The 15,949-nt window shown below is 54.8% G+C and carries 14 protein-coding genes; 8 read left to right on the top strand and 6 right to left on the bottom strand.

Annotated features, from left to right (window positions below):
* From B3759_RS02970 to B3759_RS02960, 3 genes are all read left to right on the top strand, one after another.
* Positions 1 to 438 (top strand): amino acid ABC transporter ATP-binding protein (locus B3759_RS02970; RefSeq protein WP_291363473.1); only part of this gene is annotated, 438 nt, incomplete at its 5' end.
* Positions 435 to 2,030 (top strand): ABC transporter substrate-binding protein/permease, encoded by a 1,596-nt coding sequence (locus B3759_RS02965; RefSeq protein ID WP_291363471.1) that lies wholly within the window; start codon positions 435 to 437, stop codon positions 2,028 to 2,030. The genes B3759_RS02970 and B3759_RS02965, both read left to right, overlap by 4 nt.
* Before the next feature lie 198 nt (positions 2,031 to 2,228).
* Positions 2,229 to 3,128 (top strand): LysR family transcriptional regulator, encoded by a 900-nt coding sequence (locus B3759_RS02960; protein WP_291363469.1) that lies wholly within the window; start codon positions 2,229 to 2,231, stop codon positions 3,126 to 3,128.
* 5 nt (positions 3,129 to 3,133) lie between these two features.
* Here the strand turns inward: B3759_RS02960 and B3759_RS02955 are convergent, their stop codons facing one another.
* The 3 genes from B3759_RS02955 to B3759_RS02945 are packed head-to-tail and all read right to left on the bottom strand — an operon-like array spanning position 3,134 to position 5,990.
* Positions 3,134 to 4,120 carry a hypothetical protein gene (locus B3759_RS02955; RefSeq protein ID WP_291363467.1) on the bottom strand — a complete coding sequence of 329 codons (987 nt, stop codon included), beginning with the start codon at positions 4,118 to 4,120 and terminating at the stop codon, positions 3,134 to 3,136.
* A 9-nt stretch (positions 4,121 to 4,129) separates the two neighbouring features.
* A complete protein-coding gene (locus B3759_RS02950) occupies positions 4,130 to 5,401 on the bottom strand; it encodes an AAA family ATPase (RefSeq protein ID WP_291363465.1) in 1,272 nt (423 codons plus the stop codon).
* 52 nt (positions 5,402 to 5,453) lie between these two features.
* Complete coding sequence (locus B3759_RS02945; RefSeq protein ID WP_291363464.1) at positions 5,454 to 5,990, bottom strand: hypothetical protein; 537 nt, start codon at positions 5,988 to 5,990, stop codon at positions 5,454 to 5,456.
* 251 nt (positions 5,991 to 6,241) lie between these two features.
* Between B3759_RS02945 and rimP the strand changes: the two genes are divergently transcribed.
* The 5 genes from rimP (at position 6,242) to rbfA (ending at position 12,434) form a co-directional block, all read left to right on the top strand.
* A complete protein-coding gene (gene rimP, locus B3759_RS02940) occupies positions 6,242 to 6,853 on the top strand; it encodes a ribosome maturation factor RimP (RefSeq protein ID WP_291363463.1) in 612 nt (203 codons plus the stop codon).
* A gap of 149 nt (positions 6,854 to 7,002) precedes the next feature.
* On the top strand, positions 7,003 to 8,574 hold the full coding sequence (nusA, locus tag B3759_RS02935; RefSeq protein WP_291363496.1) for a transcription termination factor NusA: 1,572 nt from the start codon (positions 7,003 to 7,005) through the stop codon (positions 8,572 to 8,574).
* Positions 8,575 to 8,638: 64 nt separating this feature from the next.
* Positions 8,639 to 9,292, top strand: coding sequence for an RNA-binding protein (locus B3759_RS02930; RefSeq protein WP_291363494.1), 654 nt, complete (start codon positions 8,639 to 8,641; stop codon positions 9,290 to 9,292).
* Entirely contained in the window at positions 9,289 to 11,988 is a 2,700-nt protein-coding gene (infB, locus tag B3759_RS02925; protein WP_291363462.1) for a translation initiation factor IF-2, read from the top strand. Before B3759_RS02930 ends, infB begins: the two co-directional genes overlap by 4 nt.
* Positions 11,985 to 12,434 carry a 30S ribosome-binding factor RbfA gene (rbfA, locus tag B3759_RS02920; protein ID WP_291363460.1) on the top strand — a complete coding sequence of 150 codons (450 nt, stop codon included), beginning with the start codon at positions 11,985 to 11,987 and terminating at the stop codon, positions 12,432 to 12,434. Before infB ends, rbfA begins: the two co-directional genes overlap by 4 nt.
* A gap of 475 nt (positions 12,435 to 12,909) precedes the next feature.
* On the opposite strand, the gene B3759_RS02915 is transcribed toward rbfA, so the two are convergent.
* The 3 genes from B3759_RS02915 to B3759_RS02905 all read right to left on the bottom strand — a co-directional run.
* Entirely contained in the window at positions 12,910 to 13,305 is a 396-nt protein-coding gene (locus B3759_RS02915; protein ID WP_291363458.1) for a flagellar biosynthesis regulator FlaF, read from the bottom strand.
* On the bottom strand, positions 13,302 to 15,017 hold the full coding sequence (locus tag B3759_RS02910; protein WP_291363456.1) for a hypothetical protein: 1,716 nt from the start codon (positions 15,015 to 15,017) through the stop codon (positions 13,302 to 13,304). The genes B3759_RS02915 and B3759_RS02910 overlap by 4 nt, the downstream gene beginning before the upstream one ends.
* A gap of 47 nt (positions 15,018 to 15,064) precedes the next feature.
* Positions 15,065 to 15,949 (bottom strand): flagellin (locus tag B3759_RS02905; protein WP_291363454.1); only part of this gene is annotated, 885 nt, incomplete at its 5' end.

Here is a 15,949-nt window from a genome sequence, read left to right as displayed (position 1 = left end):
AACGTGATGCTTGCGCCACGTGTGGTGAAGAAGGTCTCACCCGCAGTCGCCGAGGCCGAGGCGCGTGAACTGCTCGCCAAGGTGGGACTGGAAGCGGCCTGCCTGCGTTATCCGGCCACGCTTTCCGGTGGACAGCAGCAGCGTGCGGCCATTGCGCGTGCACTCGCCATGCGTCCGGACGTGATGCTGTACGATGAGCCGACCTCTGCGCTTGATCCGCGTGTGGCGGAAGAAGTGCTCGAAGTCATGCGTGCGCTCGACCGTGAGGGCATGACGCAGATTGTCGTGACCCACGACATGAGTTTCGCCCGCGCCGCCTCAGACCGGATTGTCTTCATGGATGGCGGCGAGATCATCGAGATCGGTGATCCGGACGAAATGTATGACAACCCGCGCGATCCCCGGACGCGGCGCTTTCTTCTGGGAGCCTCGGCATGACTTCCGTTCTTTCGCGGCTTCGTGCGCGCTTTCTCGTCGGCTTCGCCGTTGTGGGGTTTGCCTTTCATGGTGTGTCGGCTTGGGCGGAGAACACGCCTGCTGAACCCATCCAGCCGGAACCTGTAACAGCGCCCGCTACGGCAGACGCATCTGTTACAGCGTTGAAATGGGGTGCCGACGGCACTTCCAATGTCCCGTACACTTTTCATGATCCGTCAGACGAAAACCGCATGAGCGGCTTTGAATATGACATCATGGAGGAAATCGGCCGTCGTCTGGGACGTGACGCCCAGTTTGTGCAGAACGACTGGGATGGGCTGATCCCCGGTCTTGAACGCAATTTCTATCTGATGGTCATCTGCGGCATCGAAATGACGCCGGAGCATATCGAGGCCGTCGATTTCAGCCAGCCTTACTACATGACCTCCGAACGTATTGTCGTACGTCGCGATCAGGCGGGACTTGATTCCTACGAGCGTCTCGGCGGTCATACCATCGGTACGGTCAAGGACACGCTGGCCGAGCGGATGATGGGTGACCGGCACGACATCACAGTGCGCGGTTACGACGAAGAATCAAACATGTTCGAGGATCTGCGGAACAAGCGCCTCGACGCAATCCTCATCGATGGGCCGATTGCGCTCTATTACGGCGAAGCCGATCCGGCCTTCCGTATCGTCGGTCCGCCGGTTGGTCATCTGTCCTACGGCATCGCTTTCCCGAAAGGGGGCAATATTGAACTGCGGAAGCAGGTCGATGCTGCTTTGAAATCGATGATCGCGGACGGCACGCTGCACCGGATTCTGGCGCGCTGGAATCTGTGGACGCCGGAAATGGCGGCATGGACGGGCGATTATTCGCAGCCCGGTATCGCTCCGACCGAGTGGGAGCGATACATCGCCGCGACCGCTCCGGCCAAAGGCTGGAAAGCCCGCTTTGACCGCTATGTCAGCTTCCTGCCGCTGATCGGCAAGGGTGCCGTCATGACGCTGGCGGTTTCTGCCTGCGCGATGGTGCTGGCTGTAGCTCTGGGGCTGATTCTGGCGCTGACGCGGCGATATGGTCCGACTTGGGCAGCGGCTTTGGCGACGCTTTATATCGAGGTCATTCGTGGCACGCCGCTGCTGATTCAGGTGCTGTTCATTTTCTATGGGCTGCCCGGTATCGGCATTCGCCTCTCTCCCTTTGTCGCCGGTGTGATCAGTCTCGGACTGAATTACGCAGCGTATGAGGCAGAGAACTATCGCGCCGGTCTGCAGTCCGTTGCTCGCGGGCAGATGGAAGCGGCCACTGCACTGAACATGACCCACTCGCAGGCTCTGCGTTATGTCGTCGTGCCGCAGGCCTTCCGGGTTGTGGTGCCGGTGATGACCAACGACTTCATCTCTCTGCTGAAGGATTCGTCTCTGGTCAGCATCATCACTCTGACGGAACTCAGTCAGACCTATGTGCGGCTGTCTTCGACCTATTTCGATTATTTCGGAACGGGGATGATGGTGGGCGGTGCTTATCTGCTGCTGGGACTGCCGTTCGTACGTCTTGCCAAAATGGCTGAACGTCGTCTCGCCGTCAGTGAACGACGCGGCGGCTGACAGGGTGATTACCGGGTGTGAGTGATTTTTTTCACACCCGGTTGGACATGGATGAGTAAATCTTTCCTAAAAAATGCCTGTTTATCGGGCATCGTTTAAGCCAATGCATTTTTGGCATGTGCGCCTCACACTTCAACGCATTGTGCATAAATAAACATAAGGTCATGATCATCACGCAACTTTTGACCTGATTGCGCGATGGATCTTCTCTCTGCTCTTCACAGCTTTGTTCGCGTTGCCGCGACAGGCTCATTTTCAGCTGTCTCCCGCGAAACAGGAGCCAGTCAGCCGACCATTTCACGGCATATCGCCCTGCTGGAAGCGCATTACGGCACAACGCTGTTCGCACGCACGACCCGCAGTCTGATGATGACGGAAGATGGTCGTAGTCTGCTGCCTCATGCGTATGAACTGCTGGAAATTCTCGAGACCGCCGAAACGGTGCTCGGACGGCGTCGGGCCTCGGTGTCCGGTCTTGTCCGGCTGGGCGTTACCACAGCCTTCGGTCTCTGCCTGACCAACCGGATCAAGGATCTGCTGGGCAAGCATCCAGATCTGTCCGTCGAACTTATCATGAGAGACGGCTTTGGTGATCTGGTGGAAGAGGGGCTCGACCTCGCTATCCGGGTTGGTGAGATTGCCGAAGGCTCGCTAATTGCCCGCAAACTTGGTGCCGTTCATCGCTCTTTGGTAATTTCCCCGCGTCATTTCACGGCCAAATCGTCACTGAAACATCCCAATGATCTGACCGGCGAGCCATGTGTGGTCTTTACATATGGTGGTGGTCGTCAGGACTGGCATTTCTTCAATCCGGAAGGTGAGGAGAGTGTAGTCGCACCGGCGGCGGTGTTCCGGGCCAATTCCAGTGAAGCCGCTCTTCATGCCGTGCAGGCCGGAGTGGGCGTAGGGCTTCTGCCCGAGTTTCAGGTCAGACATCTGATCGAATCAGGAGAACTGGCGGAAGTCATTCCTGACTGGAAAGTGCCGCCCATGCCGCTGTATGCGGTGCATACCGGCCCCAGAACACTCCCGTTGCGCACGCGCACGGTGCTGGATTTCCTGATCGAGATTTCGTCGGACGTTCTCACACTGACCTGACAGGATCAGGTCGGTGGCGCGCCTGCCGCGCCGTGCCAGGCTGGGTCAGCGGCTTCCGGTCTGATGCTGTTGGGGGAGGGCCGCAACGTGCCTTGATAGCCCTGCTGCAGAATGGGGGCCCAGCGTACAAGCCAGTCATTCACGTTCTGCATGAAGCGTCCTGAGAAGGGCGAGGTCCCCAGACCTTGTGGGCTCCAGTCTGAAAGCGGTGTCTTGACGTGGGCTGTTCCCGGATCGGCGGGACTGAGCGCCATTGAAACCACTTCAAAGTTTTTGCCGCCGTCCTCTGCGTTCACAGCGTAAGTCCAGGAAGCCAGCGCCCAGACGGGTGGCATGGGGAATCCCAGAAGCGTGAGCCGTCCGAAAGCCCAGCCAATATCATCTTTTGAGTGAATATCGCCTTTGGGTGTGAAACCCACGTTTGTAGCGATGCACTGGACTGCGCCACTTGGAGCAGCGAGCTTCCGTTGAAAGAAGGCTCCATCCAGATGACAGGGCTGATCGGTCATGGCGGAGGTCGGCACACTTGCGGTTGTCGCCTGCACGAGGATCACGCCGGTCACTACGCCGCGATCCGTGCGTACCAGAATATTGCTGGAAATTTCCCCGTGCGGTCCGCTCGTTTCCGTCAGAACCGGATGCCATATGCCGGCCGGGAGCGGGAACTGACGGCCAGCCATGGGCATGAGATCGACCAACTGGGCGTCAATCGGCGGAACAGCGCCCTGCGCCGTCGTGTAATCGCCGCCCTGTCCCTTACCACCCCCTGCACCGGATTGTGCAGGGGGAGGGCTGCTCTGCTCGTTATCGGACGCAGAGTCATCGTCCTGCGCGGCAGGGGCTGTGTGATGGGCGAATTTTCCCAGCGGAGGATAAAGGCTGACAAGCCAGTTCGGCGGATACAGGACGGTGATGCCGCTGAACGCGACCATGCTGACGAGAGACAGTCGCCACAGGGGAGCGCGACGCCACAGACGCGAAAAAGCAGACATAAAATACCGTCAGGCTGTCAGGTGAGGGCGGGTTGGCGAGAGCGAGTCATTGACCACCTGAGCTGTAACCCCGTCTTCCGTCTGCGTAATACGCACCATTTTCGCCCCTTGCTGACGCGCAACGATCAGGGACTCGCTGACCATATCCTCGATAGAGCGGGCGAGGTCACGAGCCGACGCGCCGTCACCCAGCCGGTTCTGGCGTCGCATGACGTCGAACAGGATCGAAGGTTCGATACCGCCCGGCTCGATGGCCAGCCCGTAACTTTCGATCATGGTTTCGATTTCCAGCGCCGCAACGCGGGCGATATCCAGCCCGCGCAGAGGACGGAACACAAAGATGCGATCAATCCGGTTCAGGACTTCAGGAGCGAACCCGGCCTGACGAAGCGCTTCTACAGACTCGGCGCGCATCCGGTCAGGATCATCGCCAAGACGGTTGGCGATATCGGTCAGGGCTTCGGTCGCGATGTTCGAGGTCAGGATGAAGATGGCCTGAGTAGCGGAAACATGCGCCCCGGTGGAGGCTTCCGTGACATAGCCATCGTTCCAGGCGACAAGGAACTGCTTGAATACATCAGGATGAGCCTTTTCGATCTCATCGAGAAGAACCACCGAGTCCGGCTTTTCCTTGAGGCCGCCGGTCAGCTTTCCATAAGTGTCCGAACCGACATAGCCTTTCGGTGATCCAAAAAGCTGCGTGGCGGCATGGGCGCTGGCCATCTGTGTCATGTCGAAATGCATGAGCGGCCTGTCGAGCTGACGCGCCAGCTGTTTGGCGAGGTAAGTCTTGCCTGTGCCGGGTGGTCCTGCCAGCAGAAAGATGCCGACCGGCTTGCCGCGGACCTGAAGGGCGAGGCGTCTGCGGAGCTGGCTGGCCATGTCCTCGCACACCTGATCCTGTCCGATGACCCGGGCTCGCAAGTTGGCGGCAAGCTCCTCCGCGTCGATGGCTGAGTCGCGCTGTTCCCGCGCCATCAGCTCTTCAAGTGCCTGTCTGTTGGTCAGTCGCGCCAGAACGTCCATCATCCACCCCCGTCTGCGGAGCAGACCCTTTCGGGCCAGCTTTTCCGAGCGTACTTCAAAAAGAAGACCCATCAGTGTGAAAAAGGCTCCCGCACCAGCCAGAACAGGCCAGAGCGGGGAACACCATTTCATGAAATGATCCAGAGTTGCGAGCGAAAGATGCAGGCTGACCGCAGCCTGAATGCTCGCAAGGATCAGGAAGATCACCATCATGACCGGCATGAACCGGTTGAGCATGGGAATCAGGCCCTTCATGGGGCAATTCTCCGAAAATACGGGGCAGGGCGATCGTTAACAGGCAGTTCTGTCATTGGACGATGACCGTAAGAAGGAGATTGTCGCCCTGCTGAAGGGTAGGAAGGGCTTCCGGCCCCAGAACCGTGACTGCCCCGGTAGTGAGGCCGGTCGGGCCTGTTGGCGAAATGGCGGCGACGGTGACTTCCCCTGCAATCGTGATGGGAAGCACGATCGGCTTGGGCTTTGGAGTAAGATGCACGATCCGTCGCACAGGGCCGGAGGCAATGGCGATAGTGCCTCCCGTTCCGCCAGCATCGAAAACCGGCATCACGGCCAGTCGGTAGTCGCGGCGTTTGATCCCGGCGAGGATCGAGGCCTGCTCTGATTCCGAATATCCCGCCCGCCGCAGGGCTGCCGGCGCATTTTCGGGCGAAATGTAGGCAAATTGACCGGCAACCGAAAATCGTCCGTTGGGCGTCTCGTTTTGTGTGTTCTGTGGTGCTGCAACAGGTGGCGGCGTATTCTGGTCGTTTCTGGCTCCATTTCCGTTCGCCATCCAGGACGCTCCGCCAGCCACAACCATCAGCGCCGCGATTGCTGCGATCATTGGGCCAGATCCCCGATTCTCGGGATCTTTCTCTGGCTGTCGCTGAGGGGTGTAGGGAGAGTCTGCTGTCATTGCCGGTTCTAACTAAGGCATGGGGTGTTGCAGCGATGCAAGGGGCAAACGAAAAAGATACAAAGCTTTATGCACCGTAATAAATCCGCTTGCGCAAGGACAATCAATTTCACCTTGCGATTTTATGGTCAGTGACTTAAACGGGTGTCATTCCTTTCATTTTCGCTCTTTTTTGGGGGGTGGCCGGTTCGGTCGCCTTTTTTGCTGTGGACGAAGACCATTCGACTCATGTCGGCCTTGAAGGGCGGATTGCTGCGCTGATCACACCTTCTGTAGAAGATCTCGGGTTCGAGGTCGTCAGGGTGTCCGTGCTCGGGCGTGAAGTACCTACGGTGCAGATCATGGCTGATCGTGCTGATGGCACACTGATCACGGTTGAAGACTGTGAGCAGATTAGCCACGCGGTGGGCGCTGTCATGGACGTGGAAGACCCCATTCCGGGCAACTGGACGCTGGAAGTGTCCTCGGCCGGAATCGATCGTCCGCTGACGCGTCCAAAGGACTGGGAGCGCTTCGCAGGACATCTGGCGAAAGCCGAGGTGCTGATCCCGCTCAATGGGCGGCGTCGTTTCTCGGGAATTGTGCTCGGCGCTTCGGAAGAGGGTGGTCGGATGCGTCTCGATGACGGAGAGGAAGTTGTGCTTCCGTTCCGGGAGATGAAGAAAGCCAGACTGGTGCTGACGGATGCTCTGATCGCTGCGACGCAGGCGATGATGAAGCCTTCGGCGCAGCCTGATGAAGGGGCAGAAGAGGCTCCGGCCGAAAAAAAGAAGTCTAAAACCCGTCATTGAGGCGGTCAGGGGTGGTAAAACCCGGCCTTTGATATCATATGCATGCCTGAGATTGTCTGAAGCGCTGTCTTCAGATGGGTTTCGGCTTGCGGGATTGGGCTGATGTCCTGGGATGTCGGCGTCTGGTCTGTCGTGGAGTTGTGATGAGTATGGATACCTCTGTTGCACGTCCCGAGCTGCTTTTGGTGGCTGACGCGGTTGCGCGTGAGAAGCTGATCGATCGCGAGGAAGTTCTCGAGGCGATGGAGCAGGCCATTCAGAAGGCCGGTCGTGCCAAATATGGCCACGAGAAAGATATCCGTGCGACGATCGATCGTCGGACTGGTGAGGTGCGTCTTTCCCGCTGGACGGAAGCCGTCGAGGCTGTGGAAAACGAAGAGACCCAGATTCCTCTTCACATCGCCCGCAAGTTCAAGCCTGAAATTCAGCTTGGCGAGCATCTGATCGATCCGCTGCCACCGATTGATTTCGGTCGCATCTCCGCTCAGACCGCCAAGCAGGTGATCGTCCAGCGCGTGCGTGAATATGAGCGCAAGCGTCAGTATGACGAATTCAAGGATCGCGTGGGCGAGATCGTCAACGGCACGGTCAAGCGCACAGAATACGGCAACCTCATGGTTGAGATCGGTTCTGCTGAGGCGCTGCTGCGTCGTGATGAACTGATCCCCCGTGAGACGTTCCGTAACTCGGATCGTGTTCGCGCCTACATCTATGATGTGCGTGACGAGCCGCGTGGTCCGCAGATTTTCCTTTCCCGCACACACCCCGCTTTCCTTGCGAAGCTGTTCGCTCAGGAAGTGCCGGAAATTTACGACGGTATCATCGAGATCAAAGCAGTGGCCCGTGATCCGGGTTCGCGCGCCAAAATGGCGGTGATTTCTCGTGATGCGTCCATCGATCCGGTCGGTGCCTGCGTTGGTATGCGTGGTTCCCGCGTGCAGGCTATTGTGGCCGAGTTGCAGGGCGAGAAGATCGACATCATTCCGTGGAGCCCGCAGGCGGCGACCTTTGTGGTCAATGCACTGGCTCCGGCTGAAGTCAGCAAGGTTGTGATGGATGAGGAAGCTGGTCGCGTTGAGGTCGTTGTGCCTGATGATCAGCTCAGCCTCGCCATCGGTCGTCGCGGTCAGAACGTGCGTCTGGCCAGCCAGCTGACCCGCTGGGATATCGATATCCTCACGGAAGCAGAAGAATCCGAGCGTCGTCAGGAGGAATTCCGTCGTCGCACCGCGCTCTTTGTTGAAGCGCTGGATGTGGATGATGTGATTGCTGGCCTGCTGGTGACAGAAGGCTTCGACACGATCGAAGAGCTTGCTTACGCCGATCAGGACGAGCTTGTCGGGATTGAAGGCTTTGACGAGTCGGTTGTTGAAGAACTGGTCCGTCGTGCAGAGACCTATCTGACCCGCAAGGAAGAAGAGCTCGACGAGAAGCGTATCGCTCTCGGTGTGACTGATGACATCGTCGCGCTGAACGCTTTCACGAATCAGATGCTTGTGACGCTTGGTGAAAAGGGCGTGAAAACGCTTGATGATCTGGCTGATCTGGCTGGTGACGAACTGGTGGAAATCCTCGGCGCGGAAGCGATTGATGAGGATGCCGCCAACGAAATCATCATGCTGGCACGTGCGCACTGGTTCGAGGATGAAGCTGCGCCAGCAGAGGCCGTTGCGGAAGCGCCGGCCGAGGAGGTGTCTTCTGAACACGACACCCACCAATGAGCGCCCTTCTGAACTAATTACTGCAGATAGCGGGTTCACAGCGGAACTGAACGGGGATAATCATATCCCCGACAGTGACGATGTTTATGAAGAAGACGAGCGTGGTCCTCTGCGTCGTTGTCTCGTAACGCGTGAGCGTCTGGCGCCTTCCAGCATGATACGATTTGTTGTGGCACCAGATAAAACTGTGGTGCCCGACCTGGACGCGCGCCTGCCTGGACGGGGAATCTGGTTGAGTGCGCGCCGGGATGTGCTAGAAACCGCACGGACTCGCGGGGGCTTTGCCCGTGCTGCACGATGTCAGGTTGTCATTCCTTCTGATCTGGTTGGTTTGATTGAGGCAGGGCTTCTCCGTCGTGTGACGGATACGCTCGGCCTTGCGCGTCGGGCCGGTCAGGCGGTGAGTGGATACGCCAAGGTTCGTGAGTGGATCGTGGTGGGTGCGGCAGGGCTTGTCGTGCAGGCATCGGATGGAAGTCCGGATGAATGTGTCAGACTTCTGTCTGGCGCGCGCAGTCTCCCGGTGGTGAAGCCACTGGATGCTGCGCAACTGGGAAAAGTATTTGGTCGTGAGCACACGGTGCACGCGGCTCTGCGGACTGGCGCATTAGCTGACCGGTTGAGGCAGGATAGTAAACGTTTTGCAGGGCTTGCCGATGTGGCAGTGCTGCGGACGCCGGAAGTTTCCGGCGAGCGGGTTGAACAGGCGGATAGATGAGCGAAGGCAACGATCAGGATCAGGGTAAGGGGCGTCTGTCCCTGCGGCCAGCAGGCCGTTCTGAAGTAGGACACACGGTCGATGCCGGATCTGTGCGTCAGAGCTTCAGCCATGGTCGCTCAAAGGTAGTGCAGGTCGAGGTCCGAAAAAAAGCGCGGCCAGGCCCAAGTGCTCCCAAAGCCGGTGTGTCCGGTGGGCGTGGTGCTGGCGGTGGACGTCAGTCGGGCAAGAGAGGTTTGACGGAAGCGGAACTCGCTGTTCGTCAGCGTGTGCTTGAGGAGCAGCGCAGGGAAGCTGCCCTGAAAGAAGCGCAGCGCATTGAGCAGGAAAAGATCCAGATCCTTTCCGCCGCAGAAGAGGCGCGTCGTCGTGAAGAGGACGAGCGTCGGGCAGCAGAGGAACGTGCTCGCGAAGAGCAGGAAGCCAAGCAGCGCGCCGAGCTTGATGCTCAGGATGCGAAAGGCAAGGCTGCCGAGCCTGCAAAGAAGCCTGCTGCGCCGGTCGCAGAAGAGCGTGGCCCGATAGTTTCTGATAAGCCGATTCCCGGCACAGTCACTCTTGCGCCGCCTCCAGGACGTCTGCGTCCGCTGGCTGAGCGTGCGATCATGCCGACCAAGCCGCTGGTGCAAACGCGTCCGGCTCCGTCGACGCCTTCTTCGCAGCCATCCGGCAGTGCTGGTGAGACCCTGCGTCTGCGCGGCGGTCGTGACGGCGATGATGATCGTCGTGGTCCCGCTCGCAAAGGAGCCGTGCCTCCTCCGAAGAGGGGCGCTGCTGCGAAAAAGGATGGTGGCGGTCGTCGTTCCGGGCGGATTGACGTTCAGGCCGCTATCGAAGGTGATGACGACAAGACCCGGTCACTGGCGTCTGTGCGTCGTCAGCGTGAGCGTGAGCGTCGTCAGGCTGAACTGGAACGACTGCGTACCGATCAGGTGCGTGTCGTCCGTGATGTGATCCTGCCTGAGACCATTACGGTTCAGGAACTCGCCAACCGTATGGCGGCCCGTCAGGGTGAAGTCATCAAGGCGCTCATGAAAATGGGTGTGATGGCGACCGTTACGCAGTCAATTGATGCTGATACGGCCGAACTGATTGTCGAGGAATTTGGTCATCGCGTTCGTCGTGTGGCTGAAAGCGATGTCGAGATCGGTATTGAAGGCGTTGAGGACGCAGAAGGTGATCTTCAGCCTCGTCCGCCTGTCGTTACCGTCATGGGTCACGTTGACCACGGCAAGACGTCTCTGCTAGATGCTCTGCGGACCACAGATGTGGCCGCTGGTGAGGCTGGTGGCATTACGCAGCATATCGGCGCGTATCAGGTGAAGCTGGCTTCCGGTGCGAAGATCACGTTTATTGATACGCCGGGTCACGAAGCCTTTACGGCCATGCGTGCTCGCGGTGCCTCGGTGACAGATGTAGTGGTGCTGGTTGTGGCTGCTGATGATGGCGTTATGCCGCAGACAGCAGAAGCGATTAAGCATGCGAAAGCGGCCAACGCGCCGATCATCGTGGCGATCAACAAGATCGACAAGCCGGGAGCCAACCCTGATCGCGTGCGCCAGGATCTGCTGAGCCACGAGCTTGTTGTCGAATCCATGGGCGGTGACGTTCAGGATATCGAGGTTTCCGCCCTTAAGCGGACAAACCTTGATAAGCTTGAAGAGGCCATTCTGCTGCAGGCGGAAATCCTTGACCTGAAAGCCAACCCGGACCGTGCGGCTGAAGGTGCGGTTATTGAAGGCCGTCTTGATCGTGGCCGGGGTCCAGTGGCGACGGTGCTGGTCCAGAAAGGTACATTGCGCAAGGGTGACATCGTTGTCGCCGGAGCGGAATGGGGACGTGTGCGTGCGCTGGTCGATGACCGTAATCGTCAGGTCGCTGAGGCGGGTCCGTCGATGCCGGTTGAAGTTCTTGGTATTGCCGGTGTGCCGGAAGCTGGCTCCTCCTTTGTTGTCGTGGATAACGAAAATCGCGCTCGCGAGATTTCTGAATTCCGTCAGCGCAAGATCAAGGAGCATACTGCAGCAGGCAAGACAGCAGCCCGTGGAACGCTGGACCAGATGCTTGCCCGTATTCAGGCGGGTGTGCAGAAGGAAGTTGCGGTTCTCATCAAGGCTGACGTGCAGGGATCAGCGGAAGCGATCAAGGCAACCGTCGAAAAGCTTGCTCATGAGGAAGTCGATGTTCGCGTCCTGAATGCGACTGTCGGTCAGATCACCGAGAGTGATGTGCAGCTTGCCAAGGCATCTGATGGCGTGATCATCGCTTTCAATGTTCGCGCAACCTCGCAGGCCCGTGAAATGGCGCAGCGTGATGGTGTGGATATTCGCTACTACTCGATCATCTATCAGGTTGCTGATGACATCGAGCAGTTGGTGAAGGGCAAGGTGGCTCCGAAACATCGCGAGAAGTTCCTTGGCTACGCCGAGATCCGTCAGGTGTTCAACATCACCAAGGTTGGCAAGGTCGCGGGTTGCTACGTTACCGAAGGCGTTGTCAAACGTGGTTGTGGCGTGCGTCTGCTGCGTGACGGTGTGGTCATTCATGAAGGTGATCTCAGCCAGCTCAAGCGCTTCAAGGACGACGTCAAGGAAGTCGCTCGTGGCTATGAGTGCGGTCTTTCCTTCGCAGGTTACAACGATCTGCGTGAGGGAGATGTGGTTGAGTGCTTCGAGATGGAACTGGTGCCAGCGTGAGCCGGGGTTCCAACCGACGTTCGGATGGAAAGGGGCCGGCGGGGAGACTCGCCGGCCTCTCCGCATCCGGTCCCTCTCAGCGGCAGCTTCGCGTCGCGGAAGAGGTTCGACGTATGCTGGCGGAAGTGTTCGCCCGGACTGAATTCCGTGATCCGGAACTCGCCGGTGTGACTATTACCGTCACGGAGGTGCGTATTTCTCCTGATCTGAAGCATGCTACGGCATTTGTCTCTGATCTGGGGAAGGGAGATGTTGAAAAGCTTCTTCCAGCCTTGAAGCGCGTGGCTCCGTATTTACGGACCCAATTGTCGCACACACTCCGTTTGCGTATTGCTCCGGAAATTCACTTCCAGCCCGATACGGCTCTCGACTATGCAATGGAAGTCGATGCCCTGCTGCGTCGGCCGGAAGTTCAGAGAGATCTGGATGAAGACGAAGAAGACTGAATAGTTTTTCTTTTTAAGATCTGCAATAAAAGAGTCCGAAGATCTGTATCTTCGGACTCTTTTATTGATTTTTTTTTTGTGAAGAACACAACCTTAAAATAGAAGACTTAATGCTACAATCAATTATTCATTTTTCTGTTGTTGGACGGATGTCTTTCATTGAGGGGTATAAATATAATTTTTATAAAAAGTTTTGTCTAAACAATCAGTATAACTGATAGATCGCAGTATAAGAAATTTTGCAATCAATGGAAGTATTACGGATAATGGAGGGCCTTCCTAAGTAGAAGGCTGAACCGCAGATTGCCATGTTGCTTTAGGGAACAGAATGATTGTTGAGGTTGCGGATAAAAAAGGATACCTACCGCTGATCTAATTAGATAAGTAAAAGATTTCTGTTATTTTTGAGAAAATTTTATTATAGAATGTATTTATAGCAAAATTAGCAATAACTTGAGATCGTATTTTAATGACTTCAAGCTACGGAAAGCTTGAAGTCATTCGCTTCGAGAGAAGTATTTTTATTATCGGGATTTTGTCGCAAACCATCCAGTATATCTTGGTTGATATCGATTAATGGCTTGAGCGGAGTATCATGTAGCATGGCGCGGATACTATATCGTGTTGACCAAATTGCTAAATTAGTAAGATCTTTTCTCATTACTTCCGGAATGCCATTATCTTCGATGCCAGTTTCAAGAAGGATCGAAGACCATAACTTTTGATTCATAGTAAGCGCATGTAAGCGCTCTTTTTGAGTCTTGGCATTTTTTAAAAGAAGAATGGTTTGACCGAATGCCATGACTTCAATCTGCCTTGAAGTCATTTGCGAGGCTGAGTTTTGATTGTAGCGTTTAATGCCGTAGCTCATGAAGACATACCTTTAAGTAAGGAGTGCTGCTGCCATGTGGTAACGAAGTCAGGAAGAGAAATTGCGACGAGATCTATTGCGTGGCGAAGGCTACCTGGCTGGGAACGAAAGATTTTCATTGTTGGATACCAAGGCGTATCTTCCCGATTTTCTAACCATCGCCAGCAGCAATCGCTTCGTGTGATCATCCAGACAGGTTTGCCAAGGGCTCCTGCTAAATGAGCAATAGAAGTATCGACACTGATTATTAAATCGAGATTAAAAACCAAAGCTGCTGTGTCTTCCATATCAGACACATCATTCATTGGATCAAAAATTTCTTTTCCATCCCATTGTAATAGTTCTTTCTGAGGGTTTCCGAGCTGCAAACTGACGAAATCTATGTTTTCAACATCAATTATTTTAGAAAACATCTTTAAAGAAGCTGATCTGTTTTTATAATTTAGCCCATGGCGTGGACGGTTTTCACCAGACCACACAAGTCCAACGCGTAATTTGTTTTTCTTTCCGAGTATTTTTGAGAATTTTTCAATATCGTTCTGGTTTGGGGAAAGGTAAGGAATAAGTGACGGTATTTCATACCCAATTTGAGAAGACAAAGCTAATGGAAGAGAAAGAAGCGAGCAGCTATAGTCATACTTTATTTCTTTTAAATCAGTTTCTGTGACGTTAATATGAGGGAATGATGTCTGGCACAGCCTTTTAAGATTTTCTGGAACCGATAAAACAATATTGGCGCCAAGTTTTTCGATATACGGTATGTAGCGTAAGAATTGTAGCATATCGCCAAATCCTTGCTCGCCATATACCAGTAACGTTTTTCCATTTATAGAGAAATCACCTTTCCAAGGACTGTTGACGCCTTGGACTTTAAATTCTGGTGGAGAGAATTCAATTAGCTTCCAGCCCTCTTCATACTTTCCACCTTTCAGTAGAGCCTGGCCTAAATTGAATTTTGCAGCCTGTGACTCAGGATGGATATGCAAATATTCACGAAGAGCCACCTGAGCTTCTTTTGAACGGTTAAGACCGGCGAGTGCGATTCCATACTCATTCAGCATCAAGCCTGCAGTATCAGGAGAAGTTTTTTTGAGTGATTCGACTATATCTGCACAAGTCTGGAAGGCTCCAATGCGTATAAGAGCCACGCCCAACTGCGGAGCATATAAAATACCATTAGGAGATGAACGAAAAAGATCGAGATAAATTTCGCACCCTTCTGATATTAATCCAGCTTCAAGAAGCTGGTTTGCCAAAATACTTGAGAGCACATCACCGTTCTTATAATTTTGGGCTCTCCATTTGATGGCAGCTATAGTGATTTTTGGATGTTTTCCTGAAACCATAATTGAAGCTATCTTTATGCAGATATCTTCATCTTCGACATTTTTTATAAATAGATTTAGTAATTCGTTTAGTGCAAGATCAACATTTCTTCCCATCTCTAGTTGAGAAAGGAGAAGAGATAATTTCCATTGCAAATTGTCAGGATCAAGCTCTAGAGCTTTTGAATAAGCTGAGTAGCTTTCTTCATAGTGAGATATGCTTGTATAGATGTCACCTAGAAGCGAATAACCATCTGCCCAGCGTGGATGCTTTCGGATGTTGTTTTTTATTTCTTTTATTGTTTCTTTGTAATTGTTTTTTTGAGATAGATTTTTTAATTTATTACCGATTTTTGTGATTTCTTTAGTGCTTAATGTTGTTTTCATAATTTGAATCCAAAAAAAATGGGGGGCTAAGCCCCCCATTCTTGACCTTAGCGGAAGAGGGTCAGGATGTTCTGAGACGAAGACTTTGCAACGCTCAGAGAAGAAATTGCCAACGACTGCTTCGTCTGCAGGGACGTCAGCTTCGCACTTTCTGCTGCCATATCGGCATCCGTCAGTGCGCCAACACCTGAAGTCAGGGAGTCGGAAAGGTTAGAGGAGTAAGAAGTCATACCAGAAACGATTTTCTGGTTTGTGGCCACAGTTGAAGCTGCGTTTGTCATCGTGGTGATTGCGTTCTGAACGAGCGTAATCAGCTTGGAGATGCTGCCGCCTGTCAGAGCCGTGCCACCTGTCACGAAAACATTCGAACCACTCTTGGTTGTTGCGACCAGATCGCCGCCGGCAGTCATACCCTTTGTAAGCCCAAGAGCATTTGTCAGCGTTGCTGCGCCGGCCGATGCTGTTGTTGTTACGTTTGCAAGGGTTTTGGTCGAACCCTGAAGGCTGGTCACGTAAATCAGGCTGCCAGCAGTATCAGGCCCTGTTGCGCTTCCAACGTTAGCCGTGTTGGAGTCGGCCGTTGTGGTCAGGAGGTTGACGCCGTTGACGGTTGCGTTTCGAGCAAAGGTATTGATCTGATCGAGATAACCGTCGATTTCGCTGGATGTCTGAGCAAGAGCTGTCGGATCGCCCTGATTGTCACCAAGAGAAGTGACAGCCGTCTGCAGAAGCTGCAGCGTGCTCAGAATGTTGCTGGTTGCTGTGGCTGTTGTGCTGAGAGTGCTCGCAGCAAATGACAGACCATCAGAAACAGCTGAAAGACCAGCGATGTTGCCGTTCATCTGCTGAGCAATAGCGTAAGAGGCTGGGCCATCTGCAGCTGTAGCGACTTTCTGACCGGTTGAAACCGTGTTCTCGGTGGCATCCAGCGA

It is taken from the genome of Acetobacter sp. UBA5411 (assembly GCF_002409645.1).
In the GTDB taxonomy this organism is placed as follows: Bacteria; Pseudomonadota; Alphaproteobacteria; order Acetobacterales; family Acetobacteraceae; genus Acetobacter.
Note: the sequence above shows the minus strand (reverse complement) of the source record. Positions and strands in the feature narration are given on the sequence as shown.